We start from the raw sequence: 26,524 nt of genomic DNA, 5'->3' as shown, positions 1-26,524 counted from the left end.
CTCGTGGTTGCTGGAAAGTGCAGAAAGTACGGAATTTACCGACTCATAATCAGCGGGTCGCAGGTTCAAGTCCTGCTGGGCCCACCAGAAAACAAAAGACTTACAGAATCGGCAAATCTCCAAAAGAGCCAAAAGGTAGCACATAGGTAGCAGAGATATCATGGAAACCTGAGCGGTTTCCAGGTGCAACCGTAATCTGTTGATCGATAAAAGGTCCGAGAGGTCAGTATGGCATATAGGTATTTGCCATCTGCAGGATCCACTGCGAATGATTCGACCTCCAAGTATTTGTCGAGAGCTAATGGAAGGAGAGAAGCAGTCTTGCCGCCATCGGCAGTCCTAGCAATGCCTCTGAATTGATGGAACGCATAGAAGATCCTCTCGTCAAGAGGGTCTGTCTCGATTTCCTGGATTCGGTCATAGTAAGGCAACTCGTCCTCTGACTTCTTCGTCTGCCATGTTCGAACCTCTCCAGGACGTGAAAGATCCTGAAACAGCCCTTCGAAAAACGATTTCATCCCGTCTAACCGTACCCCGATAGATCGGGAGTCTTGCGATAAAAAAAGTCCCCGATCATTGGGCCTTTCAGAGATCCTGAAAATGATAGCCGGATTGGCCCGACTCTCAAATTGTCTGTAGGGCAAAAGTTTGAAGTTGGAACCGTAATCGCTTGATTCGGCTATTCCGTAATTGTCCGGCGCGGAAATTTCCGCATAGACGCGAGAAGGGTCACGTAAGCCGGTGTCAAAGATCTTGCACTTTCCAAGGTGTCCACCTCCCTGCAACTTTGGATGAACAGTGCTCCAGGTTTTACCTCGGTCAAGGGAAATGCAGAAATCCGCATCATGAGGGCCTTTTGCAATTTCACAGATAATCCGTGAATCCGCGCGGGCTATGATGCAGTTGGTCCAACCGATTGGAGATGCACGAAAATGATACACCGTGCCGATCTGATCCCAGCCAGCTCGCGTCCATGAGTTACCATGATCACGAGTCACATAGTTGATTCCCTTGTCCGGCCCTATTATTTGTCGTACAACAATTTCTGACCTGCCCGGACCGCCAAACGCACCTACAAGATGGATGGGCGGGAGACTTATTTGTTTTTGATCCCAGGGCGCCGGTCCACCCGGCATTAAGGATCTATGGCTTTTAGGTGTTACGCCGCAGCAAGCGTCGATGTTGTCGAAGTGGATGCCTGACTCAATCACAGATGCTTTTGAATGAGTCAGAACATAAGACAGAAATCCGCAAATTAGTGAAATAGAAACGAGAGAGTACTTGATTTTCATCGAGCGTTCCTTTGCGAGCTTCTATTCTAATGGATTGACACCAAACGGAGGTACAAGTTCCGAGCATGCCACGCGCGGCGAAATCACGTTCGGAGCGTAGAGTGGCCTGTACGCATACTAATCAACCGTCTGCACTGACTGTGGATTCCAGCCTTCCTCCTGCCTTACTTCATCAGCGGTCAGAATGTTATTCCTAACTGCGATTTCCCATGCCGCCCAGCGTTGCGCCGGATCGCCGCGCATCAGGCCGGAAAGGTCGATTTCCAGCCGATGCGTTCTGGACGCGCCAAACACGCTGCGAGTGAATTCCGCTTCCATTTTGCGAATCCAGGGAGACAGCGTGTTCTGTGCAAACCAACGCAGTAGGGTTTCGACGTTGCTGAACGTCCCGTACTGCAAATCACCAATGATCGGTGGTGGGACGTTGAACAGCCTGGCCAGCTCTTCAACAGTGAATTGCCTGGAAGCAAGGAATTCGGCGTCCTCCGGACTGACGGACACTTGCTTCCACGTAAGTCCCTGGTCCAAAACCATGACCTTCGCCGCGTGTTGCGGTCCCGAATAGACATCCCGGAATCGTTGCACGAGATATTGGAAGTCTTCCTGCGACAGCTTGCCCGCGATTTCCAGCACTCCGCTTGGATTCGCGCCATTCTCGTACAGGGAATTGGCAAAGGTCTGGATGCTGAGTCCTGCCTGGACCACGGCCGCAGCGCGTTGCAGTCGGCTGCGACCGATCAGGCCATCGTCTGTGCGGTCCCGTAAATGGAACACCTCATCCTGGAGCACTCGCCGCGTTCCTCCGGTACCGCCGTAGATGCTGGTTACTTCCGATACGTCGTACACCAGACGGCCGTTTGGCAGGAGCTGGACTGCGACCCACTCCCACGGAACCGGCCGCAGGCCCACGACAGCGCCGGCGCCGTCCGTGACAATCTCCGAAAGAGCATTGCCACGCAGCAGGACGCTCGCCATTGTCCATTCGCACCAGTCGGCCCACGTTTGATGCTGGTTCGGTCCAGAAGCAATCAGACGCGCGATAGCATGGTTATCGTCCAACTCCCTGCCGTTCGCGACGTTGCGATAGACGTAGGCCGGCAGGGATGCGATTCCAGAGCTGATCGCGCCCACGCAAGCCAAAACCGTTGACAGGTTCTCGGCAGTCCTCGGATTGACAAGGTATCCACCCATGTCCAGGCTGCCCAGCGCTCGCGCAAGCACGGGATCCCGGCTCGACATGCTGCGCCGTTCCGGGTCCAGAAGGTTTGCAATGCGTTTCAGCAGTTTCATCAGATTGTCTCCAGGTAACGGGATGCCACGTTCAGCCGCGGCGTTGCTGATCGCGGGACCACGATAGTCCCTTCGTATGCCGGCCACGCGGACACAACGCTGATTTCGTGCAGGTCCACGGCCAGCAGCTCCCGCTTGCGGCCGGTCCAGCGTTCGCCGTTCCTCGGCACGGTAAACGCGAAACTCATGCCGCCCAGGTCGCCGCGTTCGGCCAGCGCCAGCACGTCCCGGCCGGGCTGCGTGGCAGGGACGGATAATTCAAATTGCAGTCCGTTGCTGTCTTCGGTCAGCTTGAGACTGCCGCTACGCGTCCGCGCGAGGATCCGCGTTCGGTCATGATCGACCAAAGCCAGGATGTCCCTGCCGCTGGCGAGACTGCCGGCGAAAGCGCCGGATCGGATCACCTCGGTGGAGCTATTTTCGAAGGAAAGTCCATAAAATCAGGATAATTTTCATGGTCATCTGCTTGATCCCTGGCAGATTTCTAGCATTTTCGACGCGGAGGCCGGCCCGGTTGCTGTTTTCGAACCCATTTGGAGGCATTTTGGAGCCTTCCGGAGGGGTTTTGGAGGCCTCTGGAAGGGCTAAATTCGCTCCCTAACCACCACGGAAGCCGCATTTTTACTGGGTTTTAGCAATTCTACCCCTCCCCCCTATTCATTTTGACGGCACAAAAAAATCCCCGCGCGCCCGGTCTACGGCGCTTTGGCCCAGAGAATTGGCCCCCCCTCCCCCTGGCCTGAGTGAGATCGCGCATCCATCCCCACCGTCCATCGGTCGTAGCCGTATTCCGGTTGTGGCAGCGCCTTCAAAGCGCCTGCCAATTCGACTCATCCCCAAAAAGTCTGGAATCGCCCTTGTGAGGAACAATGTGGTCCACGACCGCTGTGGCCGTGAGCCGTCCCACTCGCTCGCACTCGCCGCAAAGTGGGGCGGGATTCAGAAGACTGACAGGACAGGCTCAACCAAGCAGTGGGCGGGCGGGAGTGCTTACCAACTGCCGGTGGGCATCGATTGCAGGCAGACCTGGTGATCCCTATCCAACCAGATCCGTCCGGCGAATGGCCTGAGATCTTTTCCCAGGCACTCATCACTCCCTTGGCGAGATTCAATGGGCTAAACGGGTGCGACGGCTAATCCCAGTGCTTTGCGAGCGGCCAGCCCTTTTGCAGGTTGAGGCGCATGGGGCGGCACCAGTAGATGTCGAAGTTTTCGTCTCCCCGTGCATACTGATGGCCGACGTGGCCGACGACCACGGGATTCTCGCAGAGCTCGCGCACCCTTTGCGGCCTTTCGCCGAGCATGAGGGCGCTCTCGCCGGTAAACTGGCGTGGACCCCAGTACCAGTATGTCTGGTGACCGCTGATTGCTTTGGGCAATCCGTATTTCGGGCCGAAAAAGTCGACGGCTCCGGCCTCGCCGAACGACGCGGCCGTAATGGCGGTCTTGGCACGCACGTCGTCCGGCAAGCTGTAGTAGGCACGCGCCGTCTCACGAGTGATGTCCTCCCAACCGAACATGTCGGCGTAAACCTGCTGACCCAGCGGGCCCATCCGTTGGTGCTCAACTTCCGGCATGGGAATGTGTAACGCTTTCACGTAGGCGATGAAACCCTCGGGAGTAAGCACCGGCAGGGTGAGCGGTACAAACAGTACTCCAAAAGCGACCAGCACGGCCAGGTACGCAGGCTTCAACCAACCGGTGCGCGGTAAGCGAGCCATCTCTCCAGGGCGACGCCGCCGGCGGCGAACAGCATGGGATAGATCGGCGTCAGATAGTAAACCTTTCCGTGCAGAAAGTAGAACAGCAGGTATACGGCAACAAACGTCCAGCCGAGTGCGGCGTAACGGCCCCGAATGCCTGATCCTCGCTCGCGTCCGAAGAAGAACCACCACAGCCCTGCGAGCCAAATCGGCAGACTGACTGGTAGCAGGAAAAACGCTTGCTGAGCAAAGAAAGCCACGGGGCCCAACTGCACATCACGTCCGCTGGCGCGAACATTGTGCATGAGTTCCAGAAGGGCCAGTGGCGGCGGAATTCCCAGACGAGGTTTGGCAGCCATATCGCCAGGGCGATTGCACAACCCGCCCAGATCCACGGTCGACGGAAAGCACTGCGCGTGCGCGTCAGCAACAGCCCAACGGCTATGCCGCAACCGAAAAAGAGCATGCCATACTTGTTCTCGATGCCGATGCCGGCAATGAGGCCGAACCACAACCAGAGCTTCTGATTCCCCGTTTGGATCACTCGTATCACAATGTAGGCCGCCGCCATCCAAAGGGGTGGCTCGAATGCGTTGACTGTCATCAGGTGAAAAAACAGCAGATATGTCGGGGCGAGCAGAATCGCCAGTACAGCAATCAACTGAGCGAACCGTCCGCCGCCAAGCTGACGTGCAATAAGCCCGGCAAGCCACACGGTAACGGCAAAGGCTGCGGCCGGCAGAAAACGGATTGAGAGCAGCGATTCTCCACCGATGTGACGTTCTAGGAACGCGAGAAGGGGCGTGAGCGGCGGATGGTCAACATATCCCCAGTCGAGGTGTTCAGCGCAGGCGAGGTAGTAGAGTTCGTCGCGAAAGATGCCGTAGCGAAAGGCGGTCAGCAGTTGCAGGGCAAGCGCAGCTGCGGCGACGTAAAGTACGAGCGCCGGGCCAGAGGTCCAGCGGCTTTCGTGTGCATTGGACGTCTCTGCTGAGACTATGGCCATGAGCGCCTCCATCAAGACTCGGCAAAGTTCTTACCCAATTTGTAGGCTCGTTCGAGATAACTCTGTCTGGTGCAGTCATCCACCCAGGACACGCCGTAGAAATAGGCATGTTCTACCCGCTTTACACCTGGGTATCGCAATCCCCAGTCGTCAATGACTCGGGACATCGGCAGTTCCCAGTAGACCTTGTAATCCTCCTCTCCAAAGTGCTTCGTGCTGATGACCAGGGCTTTTTCGTGGGGAAGCAACGGCACTCGGCCCTTTGCATGGCCGTCCCAGCCCTCAGGGGTCAGGGCGTAAGCATTACCGTAAGAAAAGACCCGCTCGAACCAGCCCTTGAGGATTGCGGGGAAAGCAAGCCAAAATACAGGCGCGATAAACACGAGGCCTTGCGCTTGCCGTACCTTTTCCCACTGTTCGACAACATCCTTGGGCCTGTGCTCGTGAATGAATTTTGCTATGGCCGTGTCATCCTTGCCACGCAACCATGCCGAGGCAAGAAACCTCTTTAGCGGCCCACCCGCATTGTCCAGAACATATTTCTTTAGATTCATCCGTTCGAGCACTTCCTTCGGAATGCCCTCATTGATGTAACTGGCAAAGTCCGCCGTGCGGAAAACCGGGTCAAATCGGATCGCATACAGGTCGACGACCTCGCTTGTGTGGCCTGCCGCCTGCAATCCCTGGGTGAATTTCTCGAGAATGGCACCGCAAAATGACTTTTGATTCGGATGGGCATACACCGTCAAGACTTTCATGGGCAATCCTCCCGGCGTCCTCTTATCAGCCTGAATCAATAAACAAATGGAAATAGTCTTGCTGTACTTTGCTTATAGGCGACAAACTTCTCGCGATATGCCTGCTGCAAGCCCTCTTCCTCCAATGGAATCATCAGGAAAATCAACACGAGATAAATGCAAAACACCGAAAGGAAAGCAAACGATTGAACCAGGCAGGTAAGCCCGAATGAGATACTCAACGCCGCGGCGTACATCGGGTGTCTGATCATTCGGTATGGCCCGGCGATGATCATTTCATCGGTGTCTCGCGGGGCGGTTCCCCCCAACTGGTAATTGCGCCCCAGGCTGAGGAGTGCCCACGCCATGAGGAGAAATCCCGTCACATAAAAAACCGACCCTGCCAGTTCCAGAGCAACCAATGATGAAGGCGCGTCAATCAAAATACGGGTGGGATCGATCGCCTCTAGTCGGCGGAAGATCAGCAGCACAGCGGCGGCCGGATTGACAATCAACAAGAAGAAGAGGTTGAAGATGTTGACGAGCTGGATCAGGAGGCTCCCTTTTGGTTTGTCCAAGACAGACCCGGAGGCCGCTCGCTTGGCAATGACCACCATGCCCAAGAGAAGGAGAATAGCGATACCGAGAATCCTCTGATCCATCAGGTGCATCTCGTCCTCTCCCTGCCCCAAGATCAAATTTGAGGATTGTTTCCAGCTTTCGCCATCTTTTGAAGCGCGCGAATCCGATTATAAACAAATTGACATTGGAGAGTGCGGGATTTGTGCTCTGTTCCGGTCGAAAGGCAACTCGGCTCAACAGGGTTTGCGTTAGCCCGATTAATTCATGAATGGGCATAAGCGAGGCCAAAAAGCTTTTTCTGATCTGAATAACGAATCGAGGATTATCCCTGGGCTTGCGTCCGTCTTCCCGGGCTACCTCGGCTTTGATGATGATCCGCCGGCGATGAGACCATTTCTTGGCTGCGTAGAGGGTGTCACCGAAGACATCTTCGGTCGCTCCGGTGGTACGGGATTTTATGCGCGCCTTCCCCATCAGCCTGCGAGCGCGCTTGAGCAGCCTGGCGTTGCTCGCCATCCCGAGAACGTATTCGACCTCTTCCATTTCGAGGTAGTCGAGAAGCTCGGGGTTGGCAAACCCGCCGTCAAGACAAATCCGGATCTTGGTTTTCGCGAAACTGGCTTTCAGCATCGCCATGATTCTCATCTGATCGGATCACGATCCAGAAGGAGTTTCTGAACGGGATCGTTGGCAAGACGGGCAGCGTCGTTGCAGTCGGCATAGCCGCAGGCGATGCCATAGATGCGCTGTCGAAACAGGTCGTGGATGGGATGAAGCACTTTGCCTTATTCGAGATGGTTTTGATTTCCTCCGCGACCGGTGCTAATTTGCCCATATCAGGGAAAGCAAATTACTGATCTTCCGATGGCCGGTTGCCTGGTGTGGAGGCCAAATGTTGGGTGTCTTCTTTATTTCGTTGCTCTCATCCTGTTCGCTGCTGCAATCGCCGGTCGGCTTACGCGTCGACGAACATGCCACCAGAGTGATACTCGAGAATGACCAGTCTGCGCTGGCACTTGCGCTTGAAAATCCTTCTCCCAATCCGGTAACTGCGGGCATTCGACTCGAATGGGTGAACGAAAAAGACGAGTCGGATTCCTCGCTCGAGCGTTCAATTTCTGTGCCGCCGGGAAGGAGTGAATCAACAATTCCATTTCCGATTCCGTCCAAAACCGGAAACGAGCCCATGTGGTATCGGCTGCGCTATCATCTCCTTACCGACGGCGGCGAGACTGCCGGCACCCTGTCGCTGGCCCACATTGCAGCGCATGTCTTCGAATTACGGGCCGTGTTGGGCCCGCTGGCGAGGCTGGGAGATCCGTTGCATGTCCTGGTGACGGCGGTGCATCCGGTTTCCGGAAAGCCGGTCGCCGGCGTCGCATTGCAGGCCTCTCTCAATCTCGATCCGTCTCCAATTACTCTTCATGCCGTCAGTGACATTAATGGTCTCGCCGATCTCGAATTTCAGCCCCTCCAAAAATACGATGACAGCGAACTTGATTTCGAGATTCGCGGCCGGCTTGGAGATTTTCTGCAGACTGTCGATGTGAGCAGGGAAATCGACCGTCATATCGAAATAAGCATCCAGACGGACAAGCCGATCTATCAACCCGGGCAGGTCCTGCACATTCGGCTGCTCTGCTTCGATACGTCCCATCGCGCTGCTGCCGATATGCCGATAAGATTGCGCATCAACGACCCGGACGACACCGGGGTTTTTGTTACGCGCCTGGTGACGAGCCGCTTCGGGGTCACTTCCGCTGACTGGCAAATACCTGCAAACAGCCGCCTCGGGGACTACGAAATACGTGTCCAATCCGATGAGGGCGATGATCTGCATGGGTTCAATGACGCCCGCCAGATAAAGATAAGCCGTTATGAATTACCCGAATTTCGCGTGACCGCAAAACCGGATCGCCTCTACTACCTCCCGACCCAAGGAGCCTCGGTCGATGTCTTCGCGGAGTACCTCTTCGGAAAGCCGGTGACAAATGCGCCGGTACGAGTTGTGCGCGAAAACAGCCGCACGTGGGATTATCGTTCGCAGAAATGGGACATTGAAGAGGGAGAGAAATACGAAGGACAGACGGACTCGACAGGCCATTGCATTACGAGGCTGGCGCTTCAAGATGCCCACGAAGAACTTACCGGCACGGAGCACCTGCGATTCAAGGACTTGAGTTTTACCGCCTACGTCCGAGATCCTTCAAGCGGCCGGACCGAGCAGCGCCGGTTCGATATCCGCATCACCAGGGAAGCGATTCATATTTATCTGATTGAGAGCCCGGGCGGATGGAAATTCGTTTCAACTTCCTATGCCGACGGAACTCCTGCACCGGCGCAATTGACGGTGAACGGGATTGGCTCGGGAGCAACCAACAGGTACGGCGTGGCGCGCATTGACGTCCCCGGAGGACAAAATAAACTACAGATCGTTGCAGATGACGGCAGGGGGGCGCAGGGACACTTCAACGAGACGGTCTATTCTTACGCCGGCCATATCAGTGTACACACGGATAAGTCATTGTATCGTCCCGGGGAGTCCATCCGGGTCGAGGTGACTTCGGATGCGCCGCTCTCGACGGCAGTGCTCCAGGTTTTGAGCGAATGGAGACCGCTTGTTTCACAATGGCTCAACCTGAGCACAAAACGGGCTGCAATCACAATCCCCTGGCAAGCGGATTTCGCTCATGAAATCACGATTGCAGTTATTGGGAGGGAATATTCCGAAGGCGGCGCGCGCACCGTCCTTTTCCCGGCGGACCGCGAGCTCAAATTGGAAGTACGCACGGAAAAGAACGAATATCGGCCCGGCGAGGAAGCCACAGCCAGTCTGCAGGCTCGGCTGCCGAGTGGGGTCGCCGCACATGGGGTTTTCGGCATCGCGGTTGTAGACGCCGCTGTGGGAGAAAGAGCCCGCACGGATCAAGAATCGGCCGGCTACGGAGGCTGGGGGTGGTTCTGGCGCAATTCAGGATCGGACGGCTTGGGAGGCATGACACGGCGGGATCTTTACCGGCTCGATTGCTCTCAGCCTTTTCCCGCCGATCTGGACATGCTCGCTGAGGTTATGCTCGCCAGCGACGGGTACTGGGCGAACCTGGAGCATAGCGTCGACTATGAAAACGATCTCGACGGTGCCTTCAGTCATCTTTTTGACTCACAATTCAAACTGTTGCAGGATGCCCTCAACGCCCGGTTCAAGAAGGATTACCGATATCCGCGTAACCTCTCAGACTTACAACAAGAGCTGACCGAAGCCGCAGTCGATTTGGATAAGACCAGGGACCCGTGGGGTAGTCCTTATGTCATTCGATTTGTCATTGAGAGAGATCGCGAAGGGTTTGAGTTCACCAGCGCGGGTCCCGATAAAGTGCCGGGGAACGATGACGATATTGAGGCTCGGAAAATAACCTGGAAATACTTTCAGCAAATGCACGACCGGATCACGACTCTCCTCAACGAACTTCCCTCGTTCCCGCAATTGGAGCAGGATGCCCGCAAGGCATTGTCCATGAATCAAATTGATCTGGATCAGTTGCGCGATCCCTGGGGTACTCCCTATCTGATTGAATTCAGTATCCAGGATGAGATGGCAGATCTGACATTCACCAGCGCGGGGCCCGATCGCACATTCAAGACGAAGGACGACTTTACGCTGGATCAAGTCAGCGGATCCTATTACAAGGACACATATGCCAGGCTCGCTGCGCTTCTGACTCAACCCGATGTTTTTCCGGCAAACGAAAAAGAGTGGAACCGGCTGCTTCGACTCGGCAAAGTCGTGCTCAAAAAGGACCCCTGGGGGCACGATCCATACGTAAGTTTTACCCGGATAGCCCGATATGCCGATATTCAGAAACCCCAGGCGACTACTTCGCAGAATCCGGCCGGCTCAACCAAGATCGTTCCGGTCACTCAGTGGTTTTTGGTGCTCCAGGTCCGCAGTGCCGGTCCTGATGGTATTGCCGGAACGAAGGATGATTTTGTCCTCGCCAGATTTGAACAGCCTTCCACAGCTTTGTCCGGAAAGAACAGCGCTCTGAAGCAGGAAAACTATCAAAAGTCGTCGACTAAAGGGGCAATCGCAGGCCTGGTCATGGATCAGTCCGGTGGTGTCATCCCGGGCGCAAGTATCAGGGCTATCTGTACGAAAGGCACCAACGTCGATTTCGTTTATGAAGTGGTAACGGGGGAGGATGGGCGATATGCGTTATCACTATTACCCCCCGGAATATATGATGTGGGAGCACAGGTTCCCGGATTCAAAATAGCCCTTATACGCGAAGTTCGGGTCGTTGCGGCGAAGTCCACCGTAGTCGACATCACCTTGCTGGTTGGCGGCGCCATGGAGACGGTTACCGTAATGGCAGCGCCCACGGTGCTTCAGACTACCGCAGCAACGCTCACCGGAGGGGCAGGACCTGCACAATCGACGCCAAGACTGCGCGAATACTTCCCGGAAACTCTGCTGTGGCAACCATCCGTAGAGGCCGGGCAAGACGGTCGAGCCGAATTGAAGTTCAAGCTTGCCGACAATATCACTACCTGGAAGGTTGACGTGATCGGCTCAACCGAAAACGGCGAGATCGGCACCACAACCACTGAAGTCAAAGCCTTCCAACCGTTTTTCGTCGACCATAACCCGCCGCGTGTTCTCACACAAGGGGACGAGATTCAGCTGCCGGTGACGATCCGTAACTATCTCGATCAAGCGCTGGATGCGGACATTGCCATGAAGCCGGAGAATTGGTTCCAACTCCTTGGCCCCGGAGAACAGAAACTCCCGCTAGCGGCCGGGACTTCCGCTAATGCTGTATTCCATCTGAAAGCCGTTGCGGCGCTGCCTGAGGCGCGGCAACGCGTGACGGCTACGACGTCCGCTGGCGGCGATGCCGTTGAGAAACCCGTGTCGGTCCATCCTGACGGGGAGGAAATTGCCGAAACCGTGAACAAAGTATTTTCCGGCGACGCCGTGCTGGAATTGACCGTGCCTGCAAACGCCATTCCAGGCTCGGCGCGTGCCGAACTCAAAATCTATCCCAACCTGCTCGCACAAGTGATCGACAGTATCGAAGGCATCCTGCAGCGTCCGTATGGCTGCGCAGAGCAGGCCATTTCGGCCGCATACCCCAACCTGATTTTTTTGCGCTATCTTCAACGAATGGCAAAAGGGGATCACCCGCTGCAGGCGAAGGCACGCCGCAATCTGCAACTCGGCGTTGATATGTTGCTGGGGTACCAGGCACCCGTCGGCGGATTCAGCTATTGGGGAAGAGGTGACGCCGACCCAAGCCTCACCGCCTATGCCGTCTCGTTCCTGAAAGACGCCAGGGAGTTCGTGACCATGGACGACCAGCTGGTCAAGAACTCGCAGGATTGGCTCATCAGGCAGCAGGATCAACGCGGGAGCTGGCCGGCATACGATTGGAAGAAGCAGCGGGATGAGCGGCGGACCGTATACCAGACGGCTTTCATTGCAATGACACTGTCGGGCGAGGATGCACACCAAGGAGTGACAAAGGCCATCGAATATCTGGCGCAGCGCTCGGGCCAATACGACGAGCCTTATGCAATTGCGGCTCTTGCGCTGGCGGCGTTACATACGGAGGATTCCGCGGTCTCTGCAAAAGCCCTCCAACGCCTTCGTAACCTTGCCCGGACAGAAGCCGGGTCTACCTATTGGAACCTGGAAACCAACACACCCTTCTATGGCTGGGGACTTGCAGGCCGCCTTGAGACAAGCGCGCTGGCAGTGCAAGCGCTTGCCGAAGGAGGCAATCCAGGGGACAAGCTCATGCTTGATGGCGGCATGCTGTTCCTGCTGCGTAACAAGGATCGTTTTGGAGTTTGGCATTCGACTCAGGCGACCGTCAGGGTGCTGCAAGCGATCCTTGCGGCTGCTCAACCGGCGGCCATGGGTGGTAACGGGGGATTCCTCGATGTAATGGTAGACGGCCAAGCTGTCCCCCGAGTTACGATGCCGCCTGGCAGCGAGATCACCGGCCCGATCCGCATCGGGCTGGCCTCAGTTCTCTCGTCGGGGAAGCACCTGATAACGCTCCGGGCTCCTGGTATGTTAAGCCAGGCGCAGGCGCAGCTTTCAGCCAGCTATTATGTGCCCTGGACGATGCGTCCTCCGGCCGGGCCCGACCTTCTGCGGCTAAAAGTCAATTTCGACAAATCCAATGCAAAGATCGGGGAAACGGACGCGTGTCGCGTGGATGTGGAACGAGTGGGCTTCAGGGGTTATGGAATGATGGTCGCAGAGATCGGCCTGCCACCCGGCGCCGATGTGGACCGCCTATCTCTGGATAGCGCCGTGGCTGCTTCGGGATTTACCCTGAGCCACTACGATATTCTGCCGGACCGCATCGTAGCCTACCTCTGGCCGCGTGCCGGCGGCACCGGCTTCAGTTTCAATTTCAGGCCGCGCTTCGCCATGAAGGCAAAATCAGCGCCCTCGCTGCTCTACGACTACTGCAATCCCGATGCGCGGACAGTTGTAGCTCCTGCGATGTTCCGTGTGCAATAGGTCTGCAGACATTTTCGAATGGTGACAGCGCCTGTTGATTTCTTGCTCCATGCCACTGAAGCGCCTGCGCGCAAGCCGTTCTTCAAGCGCGGTGCGAAACGCGGAACCTGTTTTGTACGAGCGAAGGCAGCTGATCCTACCTATCCTTCCAACAACCAGCCAGTTTCTGCCATGTACCGATTCATTCATTGAGAACGAATAGGACGACAATCCGCTGTTATGGGTGTTCAGGAGCCGGAGATTATAATCTTCGGGGATTTATCCTTGTTTAAGCGAAAATCGATCGTAATGGTGGTCGTGAACGGCACCCCTTTTACAGCCATCCCGGGCACCGGTTCAGGTGGAGGCGGGGCAGGCTTCCCGGCCCCCGGAGCAGTGCTGCCACCAATGAGAGACGGGATGAATTTCCACTGCTTCACAGCCGTGATTGCAGCGTCATTCAAAAGGGAATGCCCTGCGGTAATTCGAACATCCGATACAAGTCCTTCCTCATTCACGTTTATCTGGAGTATCACTTTCCCTTGAACCTGATCCTTGATGGCCAATTCCGGATAGATGGGGTCAACTTTATGGATAAGTCTTTTTGAAAGTCTCTCTGACACCATAATTGTGCCGTCATCTTTCATGGGTTTCCCCGACGTTGAAGCAGCCTGTGGTTCATCCGCTTTCAGTCCGGAAGGAGATGCTTGCCCAACTCCGAAGACTGCCACCTGACTGCCAATGACAACAACAACGCAGAGCAAAACTGTCGTCAATAGGATCAGCGCCATCATGCGTTTGTTTGTTTTTACCCGCATATCTCTCTCCTTGGAAATAATGTTCCTGATTCTTGATTCCAGCGATTCATAAGGGCTTCCCATGCATGCCGTGCATGGCATGCGGCTGATCAGAGAGGTTTTCTCAACCAGACTCACAAGAAGCCTGGCATAGCTCGCAGCGCTTTCCATTCCCGATATCGCATAGTTGTCACTTACTGCCTCGCGCGCTACGGACAAAGAATTGCAGAGGCCATAAACAAAAGGATTCCACCAGTACAACGCCTTGATCATCCGCTGCAACAGCCCGAGTAGATGGTCATGGTGATAGATGTGCGCGAGTTCGTGCAGCAATATCGCGCGGAGTTCTTTATCACCGATACTCTGATAGAGACCGGCTGGCAATATAACCAAAGGTGTCTGTATCCCTGTGGAGATGGGAGAGGTCAGCTTCCGGGAGGCGAAAAAGCGTGGTTTTTTGCGAAAACGAAAAGAATGGGTACTTTCTACTAAAACGGCCGATATCCTGCCATCGTGTATCTCTTGCAGGCCTGTGCCGCACCCCTTCAAAAACGCCAATTGACAGAGAAGCCGTCCCACACAGATCAGCGTGACTGCAAGCCAGAGAAATCCGAATTGATTCATCAGCGCTTGCCATCGGCCTATGCGTACCTGAGGCAACGGCGTATTCATATCCAGCAGCCTGTTTAGAAGAGGCGGTTGGGTCTCGACATTTGCCGTACTCATTTCGACGGCAGGTTTTGGAGTTGGCTGGGCGCGAACAGCAAGCCGGGGGATAGACCAGGTAATCAGCGGCAAAGCGAGCAATAGGATAAGCGTGCAAGTACACCAGGTTGACCGGACAACTGGAGACCGGAACTTCGGGAGGCGCATGATTAGAAAGGCGGCAAACGACAGCCAGAGCGAGTGGAAGGCGGTCAGCAAGATCCAGTCTGCTGAGCCCGAGAAACTGAGAACGGTCTGCCAGTTCATTCCGATTCTCCTTCCTGACTGCTGATGATCTCTTTTAGTTTTTGAATTTCGGCTTTCGATACTCTGACGCTTTTGAAGAGGCACCTCACCAGGTCGGGACTGGAGCCTTTAAAGAACCTGTGATGAATATCTCCGACGAGAGTCTCGAGAGTCTTTTCTCTCTTGCGGGTAGGAGAATAAAGAAAGGTTCTTCCGAGCACGCGGTGCCTGAGCCATTTTTTTTGCTCAAGACGATTCATCTGAACCTGGATCGTGGTTCTGGATAGAGGTTCCTGTCTGTTCTGGTTGATCGTTTCCCATACATGATTGACGGTCGTTTCTTCCTCTTCCCATACAATCGCCATAATTTCGAATTCCGCATCGGTCAGTTTGGGCAGCGACAATGGACTCATAATTCTCTCCGGTGAATCACTAGGACGACATCTGTCGTTATGATACGACGACATCTGTCGTATTGTCAAGGCTGAAGTTTTTCCGACGAGGTGAATGATTGCACACGCAAGAGCTGTGCTTGCTCCACCGACATGTCGGCGGGGTTCTTGACAAAATCCGGAATCAGGTTCCAGAAGCTCGTAGATCAGGAAAATACGGGGACGTCCGACCAGTTTTCGAGGAAATTGGTCGGACGTCCCCATGTTTCTGTTTCCGGGGAGCATCTCTGGTTTTACCGCCAGTAGGGAGATCCTCGACCGCTGTTTTGGAGCCGCTTGAGTGCCGTTGAAGGGCGCACTTCAGACTCAGAATCCTGGAATTGGGGGGGGAGCGCAATCAAAAAGTTCATTCCGGCGTCGCCCATGACTCCACATGCCGTGATGGGCCCGCGCATGGAGGTTACTCGGAGATGGCCACCGTTCTGAGTTACTCCAGGGATGAGCTGGCCAACGGTCCAGGAAATTCGGGAATTGGGGAGCAATTCGACAACGGTCGTTCCTGCGAGAAGACCGCTCTGAGTGTACATTTGGATTTTTACTTCGGTTTCCGATGGGTTGGGATTGAACAGGGCGACGCCTGTGTAATAGGACACGCCGGCTCCTCCCGGCAGGCCTTCGGCGACTTGGGCGAAGACCAGATCCGAGTGGAGAGCCGGATCCAGCGGCAGGCTGGCGGAAAAACGACCGGTTAGCGCCTCTCCAAAATTGACATCGCCGGTTAGCCCATCGCCGTCGGCATTGATCACGAGCGTACCTTGCACCGGGGAACTCGGGCCTGCGGGGTCGGGCAGGCCAAACAACACATCTCCCCGCACGTGCAGCTCCCCACCGGCAGCCAGCATCACCGTTCGCGGATTCGTAATCCCGGCACCGCGCACCAGGAACCCGTCGTCGCCCAGCAGCTGGATCGAAACCGTCCTCAACGAGTCTGAGCTGTTGACCAGGTTCACATCCGTGAAATAAGCGATGCCGCCTGCGTTGCCGTTTGCAAATTGCGGCGCGTAGAGCGTTGTGGCATAGGATGGTTTCTGCGCCGCGACCAAGGCTGTTGCGCCTGCTGCTTCTGATGCGACGATTCCCGTAATCTCCGTGTCGGATGACACACGAATGGAGCCGCCCTTGAAGTCAGGAGGCAAGGTTGGAAACAGCGCAGATAGATCCTCGGCCAGGCTCGAGCCCGGCGCCAAGGTGCGCGTCGTGGTGAATGATGCGGTTTGCCCCGCGTCGGACCAACGAGTGCTGAGATTGGCTGTCTCATCTCCCGGATTGATGATGTAAAGAGAGGTTCCAGGAATTGTCCCGCTGCCCGCCGGTGTATGGGTAAAAACCAACTCCTTTGACAGCCATGTCGATGCGGGTGCTCCGTTCAGAAAAGTTCCGGCGTGATCCCCCCAGGCGGAAAACGACCCCATCCGGCCATCGGTCGATTTTACCTCGGCCCATCCGCTGAAACTCGGGAGCAGAAAAGGAAATGACTGCTGGGCAACGAACGCAGTTTGCATTCCAGCGCTGAGGGTCGCGTCCTGCACGGTCTTTCCAAAAGCAGTTCCATTCCAATGTACCGAAAAAACATAATCAAGCGGTTGGTGGTTTGGGTTGACGAGGGCAAAGCCGGTGTATTGCGTGGCGGTCGTCCTCAGAAACGGGAAAATGGTGCTGGTGACCTTGCTGCCGGAGAGCCAGTGCACAGCCTGAGCGTTGTTGAGATCTCTTGGGCCGGTCGAGTATCTATAGCTATATGGGGAATAGATCTGCATGGACATCCCGTCTCCCCGCGATATTCCAACAGTCGGAGTGACGCCGTGATTGCCATCGCCATACTCGAACAGGATTTCGCCGTTGTTGCAAAGCGTAACCGCGAAATTCACCGGAATGCCGGCGATCAGGTTCCCCTGGCTGTCCTTACGAACAGTCTCCCCCGCCCATCTGAACCGGATGCTCGTGGGAGTCGGGGAACTGGGGTTCGAGACATAGAGACCTTCGGCTGCGATGGCATTCCCGTTAGTGCGCAGGTTCATCCAAAATGGGGCAATTGCCGTCATGGTTGCCAGGGCAGATTCCGAGTTGTTGCCGCTGTTATTGAGCGCTCCAATCGTGATCAGCCCGTTCGTGGACACATTGACGGAACTGATCAGCCGGTCGAAAAAGGGGAATGCGAATCCGAGATCCCATCTCAGGTTGGTGTCGTCGCCCCTGCTCGTCAACCTCTCATTGAGCGTAGAAATGTTGCTCGCCTGCAGTTCCGTGGTGTAGTGACCTCTGATCTCGGCTTCTCCAACCACATCGCCGGCGAGGCCGGAACCGTCGTCAGGATCATGATACATGGCCCGGATGACATCCCCCGGAGCAACCTGCAGGATGCCGTCGTTCGATGCCGGCGCGCCCCCGCCAGTCAACACCATCCCCTGAAATAGCGCTCCCGAACGTGCAAGTGAGAGCGTTTCACTGTCTCCGCCTGAGGACTCGATGCGCAGTGTGACGACAGGATTCGGCTCATTGCTGTCCCCAATGTAGACGCGCACCCAATCTCCCGGGTACAGGACGCCTTCCCTGAAACGCACTTTTGCCAGAGCGGCGGGGAGATCCTGAGAAGCCATGACCATTGCGTTTGAGCCGTCTCCTCCAACTGCCATATAGCCGAGGCCGCGTCTGGCAAAGGCTTCCCAGATCAGGTCGATATCTTCCCCTTGCTGGTCCTCCTGATCGGCGCCGAGCAGGGCATCACGCATGTCGACGAAGGACGGATCCGAAGGGGAGCGTTTCATCGCGTCCATCATGAGTTGGGCTGCGCGCCGGCGTCCTTCCTCGTAACCGAATTTTGTGATGAGTCTCGCCCTCAGTTCCCACATGGCTTCCATCCAGATCTCGCCGTCTGCATGGACCTCGGGCCCGGTAGAAAAAATTTTCCCGAAATCCGCGTATGTGAGATTGTTGACCTGAAATCGTGTGGAATACGGGCGCGACCGGGCTCCGTGCGCAAAATCCTGTTTTGAATAGCCGACTGCAATATAGTCACCATCCACAGGCGCCGATGCAGGCACGAAGTAGTTGAGACTGAAAAAATCGCTGTTGCCTTCGTTCAGGGCGCCGCATTGCTTTCCGCAGCTGGATCCAACCAGACGTCGAAATACGGCATGAGAGTACTCGTGCAGAATCACCTCCGCGTCGAAGGCGGAATCCACATAAGGCCCAGCCGTCGGCCCCCAGATGGACGTCAACATCTTCGGGCTGCTGCCGTCGATCGGAGTGCTCATGCTGGCACAACCGAGGAAAGGCGGAGTCAAATCGCTCCCCTTCTGCGCGTCTGCTTTCAGCGCATCTGATTCCAAGCCACCTCTGCCGAAGTTGAATTGCTGCATGTTTCCGGCAGCTTCGGTAAATCCGAGATTGTAGAAATAATCGTGTGCCACGTTGCCCCAGTAGAACAGGTTGGTCACGGCGGCATCCGTATAGTTTGCGGGGGACGGTGCGTTCGGGCCGAGCTGTAGATCGAAGCCGAAAACTCCGTTGACTGCGGCGGCCGGGACCCCAAGGGTGGCATCGCCATCGCCCGTCTTGTCCTCCCGGGCGATCACATTATTGCCGATCGTCAGGTTGCCGGCGCCGACCCAGCCCGCCGGGGAAGCAATCGGATCCCCGGAGAATGACCGCAGAGTCCTTGGAACAATCACAGGCGGATTCGGCATGGGCGGGAGCAGGCCGGGAGTTGCGGTCGGTTGGGGACTGGAGGAATCGAACACCAGGCCGCTGATTTCGAAATCCGTAATCGAGGCCCGATAAAGAAGGGTTCCATCCTGGGCATCGACTATGCATTCAAAGTAAGTTTGAGAATCTGCGGAGGCCGCGTCGAAGTGCCAGGCCAGCCGGAGCAGGCCATCCACGGGGAACCACACGTATTGGGCCGATACCTGATCCGCGTTCGGTCCAAAACTCAGCCTCGTGCGATATTGCGCCCCTTGTCCGGCCGTCATGATTTCAGAGCGCAGGTTCCGGCGGGGAGTGTCAAAATCTTCCACGCATCGAAGCAGGGCCTGATCTGCCGCAAGACGGGACTGGGCCATCGGTAGGCCTGCCGGCAGAGGAACCGACTCGAGATCGAAATCAATTTCGATCACCTCACCCGCAGGAGAGACGTGAACGCGCAGGCCGTCCTGAAAAACCGGTATGCCGGCCCATTGCTGCCGGAACTTAAGAAGCGCATTGGGTCCCGACTTGTCGAGAGCAACCAGTTCCAGGTTTCTAAGCCAGGCGTCATCGGCGCCGAGCAGATCCCCATGTGCCAGGACAAACCTGCGCGCGATGGTCTCCATGTCATGTGGGCTCGCGGGCGAAAGCGGCGGCACATTTCGCGCCAGCATCCGCAATCTTCCCGTGTCGCCTGTCGAGGAAAGCACGCCCGGTCCAAACTGTCGCGCAGCAGAGCCGAGAACTTGCGCCGAATGCCTCATAGCAGCGGTGGTGGCCGCCGCTGTCCTGGCTGCCCGACGGGCATCGACGTGCTGTTCGGCGCCCCACACTATTTGAAACGCTCCGAAAAGCAACATACAAGCTGCGGCTGCGGAGATCTTTCGAATGTACCTGAATGATGGCTTGCATGCGTCCATATCCATGGCCTCGGACGAAGAATGAACCCGGATGTTTGATCAGCGAGCGGCGTACCCGTTACGCAATTTCGAGTCCGCAGCTCATGCTATATCAGATGCTTATCAATCTGAAAGAGTTCGGTTGTTACTACTGGGGTCGGAACACGACTATTTTGGGAATAATTAAGATTATGTCGGCAGGTACAGCTGAAAACAACTCACATCATCGGCGCCAAGTTTTTCTGGAGACTTTCCGAAATACTCTGCGAATTGCTTGACTGCCAGAACGTATCCACGAAACATCCTCCGCGGGTAGTTGCGGCGCGGAGCTCGTCCAGCACATAGGAAGGACAAGCCGGCTACTGTTCTCACCCTCCGGGCGCACCCCCCTGCAGGCAGGCCCCTCCGCTGCTAATAAGATGCGATGAACGCAACTTGGCCCGAAACCGCACGAAATGCAATTAGCACCTGAGTAGATGTGCTTCTGAAGAAATCCCCTGAACGGAATTAATGCCGCCAATATCAGAAAAAGTGCCTTTTTTGTTTCGGTAGATTATCTTTTGGAGTATGCTCGACGCATGCCCAAAAAAGGAACACCACCCATTGAGGGAGAGATGCTGCAGGGCACCCTTGACCTGCTCGTGCTCCAGACGCTGGTCCTGGGGCCGGCTCATGGCCACACCATCGCGCATGCGATCGAACGCCAGTCGGAAAACGTGCTGCAAGTCGAGCACGGTTCGCTTTATCCGGCGCTTCACCGGCTCGAGGATCGGGGATGGATCTCCTCGTTCTGGGGTACTTCTGAGAACAACCGCAAGGCAAGGTATTACCGGATGACGCCTGCGGGACGAAAGCAACTGGCGGAGCACATCAGTCGTTGGGATCTGCTGGTCCGGGCGATTAATCGAATCCTCCGGCCTGCCACGGAGTAATCCTATGGGATGGAGCCGATTTTTCCGGCGTCGTTATTGGGATGACGAACGGGCGCGCGAAATCCAGTCATACATCGACATTGAGACCGACGAGAACATTGCGCGCGGGATGTCTCCCGAGGAAGCCAGGTGTGCGGCGCACAAAAAATTCGGCAATGGCACATACGTTCGTGAGGAGATCTATCGCATGAACACCATCGCGTTCCTCGAATCGCTGTGGCAGGACCTGCGCTATACTTTCCGCTCGCTGCGCCGCAACCCCGGATTTGCCGCGACCGCCATCGTTACCCTGGCTCTCGGAATCGGCGCCAACACGGCCGTATTCAGCGTGGTGGATGCGGTCATTTTTCGGCCTCTGCCCTATCGAGATCCCGGCCAATTGGTGTCGATTTCGTGGGCGCGACGCAGTTCGCCCCAATTTCCCTATATTGGGCTGCATTCTTTGGAGGAAATCGAGGACTGGCGCGCGCAGAGGCAGATTTTTGCCGGCGTTGAGCCTTTTTCCGCCTTTCACAATGTGAATGACACCCGGGGAAAAGTGGGCATGTTTTCCACCAACTCGATCTCGACTCAGATTCCGAGCATGCTCGGCGTGCAGCCATGGGTGGGACGCAGTTTCCTTCCTGAAGATGGACTTCCCGGGAGGGATCAAGTCGCGCTGATCAGCTACGGATACTGGGCACGGGAATTCGGCTCCGATCCTGCAGCCCTCGGTAAGATGGTTACGCTCGACAATCGTGTCTATACCGTCATCGGAGTCATGCCTCGAAATTTCGAGTTTCCTCCCGGCTCGAGGCCCGATGCTTGGGTGCCCTGGACGAAGGAGTCCAATGGCCATATGTTCTCGATTCTCGGGCGTCTCCGTCCCGGTATCGACATCGATCAGGCACAACGTGAGGCAGTGCTGGTGTCCGATCGGATTCACTGCTTCGACCAGGAAATAAGGCGAAATGGCATTCCTTCATTATCGAGCATCGGCCGTTCCCTGGATCCCAAGGCCAGGACTGCATTGCTTGTCCTGCTCGGCGCAGTCGGCTTTGTATTCCTGATTGCTTGCGCAAATGTTGCCAATCTGATGCTCTCCCGCGGCGCCACGCGTCAGCGTGAGATTGCCATTCGGGCGGCCATCGGGGCAAGCCAGGGGCGTCTGATGCGCCACTTCCTGACAGAGAGCCTGGTCCTTTCGGTTGCCGGGGCAGTGGCCGCCCTCCTTCTGGCCTCATTCATGACACGTCTGATATTTGCAGTTCTGCCCATAGGACTGCAGTGGCTCTTCATGGGTTACGATTCTGCACTGGACGGCCGGATAATTGCTTTCGTGGGCACGATTACTATCTTGGCCTGCTTGCTGAGTGGCTTGACTCCTGCATTCAGGTCTGTCGGCGGCAACAGAATTCCGGGATTGACGGAAACCAGTCGTCTCGCCGGCACCACTCGTGGAATACGGCGATTTCATTTTGTTTTTCAGAGCCTTCAGGTAGGCCTGGCCCTCGTTCTGCTTATTGGCGCCGGGCTCATGGCCGGCAGTTTCGCGCGCCTGATCCTGACGAAAAGCGGCTTTGACACGAAGAACTTATGGCTTTTGGAAATCTCCCTGCCGTCGGACTACAAGGCGCCTCAGGCGTCCTCGTTCTACGACAACCTGAAGACAGTTGTCCATAGATTGCCGGGTGTACAATCTGCAACCATTTCGCGAGGAACGCCGGCTGCGCGCGGATATGCCAGTGACCGGTATTTCTCGGAGGGCGCGTCCGATGCCGAAGGTGTGAGGGGACTGGAGTTCTTCGTGGCCCAGGATTATTTTGCCACTCTCGGCATTCCCATTATTGCCGGACGCAACTTTGGCCCCGAGGATGGCCCATCGTCGCCGCCCGTAGCGATCATCGATTCCCGTTGCGCTGCGCACTTCTGGCCCGGGCAAAGCGCAATCGGCCGGCGACTCCATTCCAGTTCCAGCTCGTCTTTGGTGACCGTGGTCGGTATCGCGGCGCCTGTGAAGACCGGGATTTTTACAGAGCCGAACAACTGCCAGTTGTACAAGCCCTTCTCGCGCGTTCGGTTTGGCGCGAGTCTGATAGTCCGCATGGCTGGCCATCCAGGGCCGGTTCTGGCCCAGCTGCGCGCGACGGTTGGCGCGCTTGATCCGAAGGCCAAGATCACCGATGCTGCCACTTTCGATGAATTGTATGCGATACATGATAGAAGTATTGCCAACGCCCCGCGATTCTACCTCATCCTGATGCTGATCTTTGCCGGGGTGGCCCTGGCAACTGCGGCGGTCGGCATTTACGGCGTGCTTTCTTATTCAGTGGCCCAGCGAATATCGGAAATCGGCGTCCGGATGGCGCTCGGCGCTTCTGCACGCGACATACGAATGCTCCTGATCCGTGCGGTTATGGCTCCGGTCGGTACGGGGATCGTGTTGGGCATCATCACATCACTTTGGCTGACACGATTGCTGCGCGCCCTTCTCTATGAAATCTCGCCCCATGATCCGATTACGATCATTTCAGTCATCGCCTTTTTGTTGCTCGTCTCTCTGGCAGCCTGCTTGTTGCCATGTCGGCGGGCGGCCCGAGTGGATCCGATGACTGCCCTGCGCATCGAGTAGATTGGGCGGCGGGAATTGTCTTGCACAAGATGATACCGCAATTTGGACCATGGGAACGTATAACGGGTTTACCGCCCGCGTGAAGCCAACTGCAAATCACGCGTGTCAGGGTTCTTAATGTGAGGCTGGTTTTTTCCGTGCTATGATGAGGCGGGCGTGCCTCCTGCCAAAAGCCAACCCTCGGTTTCTGTCATGAAACGGTTTCCCCGGCAAAGAGAACAAGGACGATGAACCTCATAGAACTCGGATGGAATGATTATTTCGCGGCTCTTTTCGAGCCTTATCGTGTCGAGGGCCTCATTCCGGCCCGCGTGGTCGTCCAGCACCGCGACAGGAGCCTCGCCGCCGGTGAAGCGGGAGACGCGCTCGCCGAGGTATCCGGGCGCTTCCGGCACCACACGACAAGCCTCGCCGACTATCCCACGGTCGGAGACTGGGTCGCGCTGGAACCCTTCGGCCGTCGGCGGGCTGTGATCCACGCCGTCCTCGAAAGGCGGAGCGCGTTCGTCCGCAAGACGGCCGGCGAAGCGACCGAGCCGCAGGTCGTGGCCGCCAACGTTGACACGGTGTTTCTCGTCACGGGCCTCGACGGCGACTACAACCTCCGCCGCATCGAGCGCTACTTGACTGCGGCCTGGGACAGCGGTGCCTCGCCCGTCATGGTCTTGAACAAGAGCGACCTCAGGGAGGACTTGACGGCGGTCGTCGCCGAGGTGAACACCATTGCCTTCGGCGCCCCCGTCGTCGCCCTGAGCGCCCGCGACGGCTCGAACCTCGACGCCCTGCGGATGTTCCTCGAGAGGGGCAAGACGGCGGCGCTCCTGGGATCTTCCGGAGCCGGGAAATCGACCCTCATCAACCGCCTCCTCGGCGAGGAACGCCTCCGGACGGCGTCTGTTCGCCCGGACGACAGCCGCGGCCGCCACACGACCTCGCACCGCGAGCTCGTCGTCCTGTCCGGAGGCGCCCTCCTCATCGACACGCCGGGCATGCGCGAGCTTCAGCTCTGGACCGACGAAGCGAGCCTCGGCCACTCTTTCGAGGACGTGGAGGGTCTCGCGGCCGGCTGCCGCTTCGCCGACTGCACCCACGCGCACGAGCCGGGCTGCGCCGTCCGGGAAGCGGTGGCGAAAGGCGAGCTCGGCGCCGCCCGCTACGAGAGCTATCTTAAGCAGCGCCGCGAGCTCAGGCAGCTGGCTCTCAAGCAGGATAAGCGGGCCCGCCGTCAGTCGGAAAAGGCCTTCGGCAAGATGGTGGCCGCGGCCATGAAGGACATTAAAAAGAGGAAGCCGAATTACTGGTAAGGCTTAGGGCGGGTGAACATCAGAACCCGAGCTTTCGTATAGCATCGTATGATGTGGCTGATCCGGATTTTGATTGCGGGGATTCTCGGGACCCTGCTTGCAGTCCTTCATTATTATTCTCCCCTCAAACTGTCGAGCGTCGTCCCGTACGCCGGACTCATACTCGTAATCACAGGGCTGATCTGCCTGATCCACCCTCTGAAAACCATCTTTGTCCGTAGCAGGAAGGCAGCTGCATTCCTGATTGCCGTTGGCTTTTTCGCCGCAGGCCTCGCGCTGTTTTGGCCTGCCTCAACGACCATGGTATCGGAGCGCACATCCCTGCTGGACGGGGCGATGCCGCAGTATGAATTCGTAGAACACCACCAGATCCGTGTGCACGCTCCCCTTGCCAGGGCGTACTCGGCTTTGCAGGCAGTCACGATCGACGAACTCGCGGCCTACCCGACCCTGATGAAAGTGCGGAACGCCGCCATGGGCCGGAGTTGGAGTCGGCCGAAAGGTCCGTCGCCCGCGATCATTGCCATCTTTTCGGATCCCCGCTCAGGCTACACGCTGATTGAACGGAACGAACGGGAGATGGTGTTCGGCGGAATAGGCCGCGTCCGATCAACAGGGGAGAACCCCATCCTTTCGTCACCTGCGGCCTTCGCCTCATTTGACCAAGCGGGGAGCGTAAAGGTCGCCTTCAACCTGAAAGTCGATGACGCAGGCAATGGTTGGACAACGGTCAGCACCGAGACGCGCCTTCACGCGCTGGATCCCGAAAGTCGAGCGGAACGGGGACTGACGACGCTAACCTGTTGATCGCAAGCGATATTTTCGATTCTGATGGCAAAAACTGCAGCTTGCAGCCAAAAAACAGATCCAAATTTTGATCTTAAGAAAAATATTGCCGAATTAACGATGTTACTGTCTACGTGCCTATTCGTGGAGGTGACACACCTCTCCCTGAACGACGCCAAAGCGGAGGAGGAGGATAGCAATGGAAAACAAAGAATTTAAATTGGAAGAAGTACTGGATATCCTCCACCTCATCGCAAAACGTTATGGTAAAAAAACGGATGAATATAGAGCCCTAGAAATAGTTGCGCACGCTCTGCTTTGCATGCAACATAAAGAGATTCGGCGAGAGTTTGAACAATATATGAAGCGTGTAGGAAAGGATCTGCCGAAACAGCAAAAAGAACATATTAGAACGATGAAGAAACTGAGTCTGCTATAGAAGTTTCGCCGTTGGAAACTAATATAGGGGGTCGGACCGACGGAAGTCTTTTAAACTGCAGGGGAAAACTGGGGACGCTCTCCGGTTTCGGCCGAGAATACAATGACGCCCCTCATATTTTGCCTCTTGTTCGAAGTCTGTTCGCCGCGTGTTGGGCCGATGTTCGGTGCTTGTCCGGCGGTTCATTGTTTGATGTTGCCTGTCCACTATGGTGGGCAGGACCCTGCTTCGCATACCCGATGGAATTGCGTGTTCCTTGCCAGAGGGACATGAATACTTCTTTGTCAGCGCAGAGCATGCCGCCACCATGTGGCCTCTAACCCTCGATTTTTTTGGATCTGACTGTCAACCCCTCGAAAAGCGACAGGCCGAATCGTCATTTAGGGATTGGGATATCCTTGATGCGTCTGCTGAGCGGGATTTGGTCTGTGTCTTTCGCTTCGTTCCTGAGCGCTGGTCTGAGTCCAGAAAGACCTGGGAGCTTTCATCGGGCAAACACTCTTCACTCGCCGTTACGGACATTCACAGTGGAATGACGGTCCGTC

The 26,524-nt window shown here is 56.3% G+C and carries 19 protein-coding genes; 6 read left to right on the top strand and 13 right to left on the bottom strand.

Annotation, left to right across the window (positions count from 1 at the left end; translation table 11 throughout):
* Positions 1-158 precede the first annotated feature (158 nt).
* The 10 genes from LAP85_21035 to LAP85_20990 form a co-directional block, all read right to left on the bottom strand.
* Positions 159-1,292, bottom strand: a complete 1,134-nt coding sequence (locus LAP85_21035) for a hypothetical protein (protein ID MBZ5498890.1) — start codon at positions 1,290-1,292, stop codon at positions 159-161.
* 117 nt (positions 1,293-1,409) lie between these two features.
* Positions 1,410-2,582, bottom strand: coding sequence for a phage portal protein (locus LAP85_21030; GenBank protein MBZ5498889.1), 1,173 nt, complete (start codon positions 2,580-2,582; stop codon positions 1,410-1,412).
* Positions 2,582-2,986: an HK97 family phage prohead protease gene (locus LAP85_21025; GenBank protein ID MBZ5498888.1), complete on the bottom strand. Its 405-nt coding sequence runs from the start codon at positions 2,984-2,986 to the stop codon at positions 2,582-2,584. Before LAP85_21025 ends, LAP85_21030 begins: the two co-directional genes overlap by 1 nt.
* A 404-nt stretch (positions 2,987-3,390) precedes the next feature.
* Positions 3,391-3,525, bottom strand: coding sequence for an HNH endonuclease (locus LAP85_21020; GenBank protein ID MBZ5498887.1), 135 nt, complete (start codon positions 3,523-3,525; stop codon positions 3,391-3,393).
* Positions 3,526-3,715: 190 nt separating this feature from the next.
* On the bottom strand, positions 3,716-4,303 hold the full coding sequence (locus LAP85_21015) for a hypothetical protein (GenBank protein MBZ5498886.1): 588 nt from the start codon (positions 4,301-4,303) through the stop codon (positions 3,716-3,718).
* 49 nt (positions 4,304-4,352) lie between these two features.
* Positions 4,353-5,291, bottom strand: coding sequence for a glycosyltransferase family 39 protein (locus LAP85_21010; GenBank protein ID MBZ5498885.1), 939 nt, complete (start codon positions 5,289-5,291; stop codon positions 4,353-4,355).
* Between the two features lie 11 nt (positions 5,292-5,302).
* Positions 5,303-6,049 carry an NAD(P)H-dependent oxidoreductase gene (locus tag LAP85_21005; GenBank protein MBZ5498884.1) on the bottom strand — a complete coding sequence of 249 codons (747 nt, stop codon included), beginning with the start codon at positions 6,047-6,049 and terminating at the stop codon, positions 5,303-5,305.
* Positions 6,050-6,084: 35 nt separating this feature from the next.
* Entirely contained in the window at positions 6,085-6,519 is a 435-nt protein-coding gene (locus tag LAP85_21000) for an isoprenylcysteine carboxylmethyltransferase family protein (protein ID MBZ5498883.1), read from the bottom strand.
* Positions 6,464-7,246 (bottom strand): transposase, encoded by a 783-nt coding sequence (locus tag LAP85_20995; protein MBZ5498882.1) that lies wholly within the window; start codon positions 7,244-7,246, stop codon positions 6,464-6,466. Before LAP85_20995 ends, LAP85_21000 begins: the two co-directional genes overlap by 56 nt.
* Positions 7,247-7,251: 5 nt before the next feature.
* Positions 7,252-7,389, bottom strand: a complete 138-nt coding sequence (locus LAP85_20990) for a transposase (GenBank protein MBZ5498881.1) — start codon at positions 7,387-7,389, stop codon at positions 7,252-7,254.
* 113 nt (positions 7,390-7,502) lie between these two features.
* Between LAP85_20990 and LAP85_20985 the strand changes: the two genes are divergently transcribed.
* A complete protein-coding gene (locus tag LAP85_20985; GenBank protein MBZ5498880.1) occupies positions 7,503-13,145 on the top strand; it encodes a carboxypeptidase regulatory-like domain-containing protein in 5,643 nt (1,880 codons plus the stop codon).
* 227 nt (positions 13,146-13,372) lie between these two features.
* Here the strand turns inward: LAP85_20985 and LAP85_20980 are convergent, their stop codons facing one another.
* From LAP85_20980 to LAP85_20970, 3 genes are all read right to left on the bottom strand, one after another.
* Positions 13,373-14,893 carry a M56 family metallopeptidase gene (locus LAP85_20980; GenBank protein MBZ5498879.1) on the bottom strand — a complete coding sequence of 507 codons (1,521 nt, stop codon included), beginning with the start codon at positions 14,891-14,893 and terminating at the stop codon, positions 13,373-13,375.
* Positions 14,890-15,285, bottom strand: coding sequence for a BlaI/MecI/CopY family transcriptional regulator (locus LAP85_20975; protein MBZ5498878.1), 396 nt, complete (start codon positions 15,283-15,285; stop codon positions 14,890-14,892). Before LAP85_20975 ends, LAP85_20980 begins: the two co-directional genes overlap by 4 nt.
* 272 nt (positions 15,286-15,557) lie before the next feature.
* Positions 15,558-19,682 carry a M36 family metallopeptidase gene (locus LAP85_20970; GenBank protein MBZ5498877.1) on the bottom strand — a complete coding sequence of 1,375 codons (4,125 nt, stop codon included), beginning with the start codon at positions 19,680-19,682 and terminating at the stop codon, positions 15,558-15,560.
* A gap of 803 nt (positions 19,683-20,485) precedes the next feature.
* Here LAP85_20970 and LAP85_20965 point away from each other — a divergent pair.
* The 5 genes from LAP85_20965 to LAP85_20945 all read left to right on the top strand — a co-directional run bounded on the left by LAP85_20965 (position 20,486) and on the right by LAP85_20945 (position 25,979).
* Positions 20,486-20,839, top strand: coding sequence for a PadR family transcriptional regulator (locus LAP85_20965; protein MBZ5498876.1), 354 nt, complete (start codon positions 20,486-20,488; stop codon positions 20,837-20,839).
* Between the two features lie 4 nt (positions 20,840-20,843).
* Complete coding sequence (locus tag LAP85_20960; GenBank protein ID MBZ5498875.1) at positions 20,844-23,450, top strand: ABC transporter permease; 2,607 nt, start codon at positions 20,844-20,846, stop codon at positions 23,448-23,450.
* 227 nt (positions 23,451-23,677) lie between these two features.
* The gene (gene rsgA, locus LAP85_20955) at positions 23,678-24,754 is read left to right on the top strand and encodes a ribosome small subunit-dependent GTPase A (GenBank protein MBZ5498874.1); all 1,077 of its coding nucleotides are present in this window, start codon (positions 23,678-23,680) and stop codon (positions 24,752-24,754) included.
* Between the two features lie 48 nt (positions 24,755-24,802).
* Positions 24,803-25,561 carry a hypothetical protein gene (locus LAP85_20950; GenBank protein MBZ5498873.1) on the top strand — a complete coding sequence of 253 codons (759 nt, stop codon included), beginning with the start codon at positions 24,803-24,805 and terminating at the stop codon, positions 25,559-25,561.
* A gap of 178 nt (positions 25,562-25,739) precedes the next feature.
* Complete coding sequence (locus LAP85_20945) at positions 25,740-25,979, top strand: hypothetical protein (protein ID MBZ5498872.1); 240 nt, start codon at positions 25,740-25,742, stop codon at positions 25,977-25,979.
* Positions 25,980-26,524 lie beyond the last annotated feature (545 nt).

The organism is Terriglobia bacterium (assembly GCA_020072565.1).
GTDB lineage: Bacteria > Acidobacteriota > UBA6911 > UBA6911 > UBA6911 > JAFNAG01.
This window is presented reverse-complemented; position numbering and strand designations above follow the sequence as displayed.